This window comes from Herbiconiux aconitum, assembly GCF_024979235.1.
Taxonomy (GTDB): domain Bacteria; phylum Actinomycetota; class Actinomycetes; order Actinomycetales; family Microbacteriaceae; genus Herbiconiux; species Herbiconiux aconitum.
The window spans coordinates 1-1179 of the sequence record NZ_JANLCM010000005.1; the positions used below are offsets into that span (position 1 = coordinate 1).

Annotated in this window: 1 protein-coding gene; it reads left to right on the top strand. The window is 63.3% G+C overall.

Translation table 11 applies throughout. The features are described from left to right. Window positions 1–1174: cupin domain-containing protein (locus N1027_RS19760; protein ID WP_259510759.1), on the top strand; the 1174-nt coding region annotated here is incomplete at its 5' end. Window positions 1175–1179: the final 5 nt, after the last annotated feature.

The window sequence follows — 1179 nt, forward strand, 5'->3', positions numbered from 1 at the left end:
GCCGGTTTTCGGGGATCCGGATCTGCCGCAGGAGGGGGAGGTGAACACGGTGGATGATCCGGGGAGCACGGTGATGGGGGGTGCGCAGAATCCGGTGATCGAGAGTCAGTTCCCGAATCAGATGGATGCGCCCGCGACGGATATCAGCACGCAGCAGTTCTTCTGGTCGTCGTTCAACATCTCGCCGCGGCGGGTGCAGCGCGGCGGTTGGGCCCGGGAACTGACACAGCCGGATTTCGCGATCTCGGAGGAGATCGCCGGGGTGAACATGTATCTCGAAGCGGGTGGTATCCGGGAGTTGCATTGGCATCAGACCGCGGAGTGGGCGTTGATGACGCGGGGCAATTGCCGGATCACGACGCTCAGCCGGGACGGGTTGCCGAGCGTGGATGACGTGCAGGAGGGGGACTTGTGGTATTTCCCGCCCGGGTTGCCGCATTCTTTGCAGGGGATGGGGCCGGATGGGGCGGAGTTCGTGTTGGCGTTCGATGACGGGGCTCAGTCGGAGTCGAACACGCTGTTGTTGACGGATTGGTTCGCGCATACGCCGCCGGAGGTGTTGGCGAAGAATTTCGGGGTCGCGCAGGAGGTGTTCGCGGACATTCCGTTGCATGATCTGTGGATCTTTCCCGGTGAGGTGCCGGGCGATCTGGAAGCGGATCGGGCCGCGGCGGGGGTGGTGCCGGGCACGGAGGCGGTGATTTTCCGGTTGTCGCGGTCGACGCCGGTGTTCGAGAACAGTGGGGGCAGCATCCGGATCGCGGACAGCAGCAATTTTCCGGCGTCGAAGACGGTCGCGGCGGGTTTGGTCACGATCGAGCCGGGGTCGATGCGGGAGTTGCATTGGCATCCGAATGCGGATGAGTGGCAGTACTGGTTGAAGGGGCAGGGGCGGATGACGGTGTTCAACACGGGTCCGCATGCGAATACCACTGATTTCCGGCCGGGGGACGTGGGGGTGGTGAAACGGAACCTGGGTCATTACATCGAGAACACCGGGGAGGAGACGCTGATCTTTTTGGAGACGTTCCGGAGTGATCATTACGAGGAGGTGTCGTTGGCGAACTGGCTCAGCCATCTGCCGCCGGCGTTGGTGTCGCAGCACCTCAACATCCCCGCCGAAGTGCTCGCCACGTTCCCCCGCGGAACCCAAGGCATCACACCCCTCCGCTGAACAAG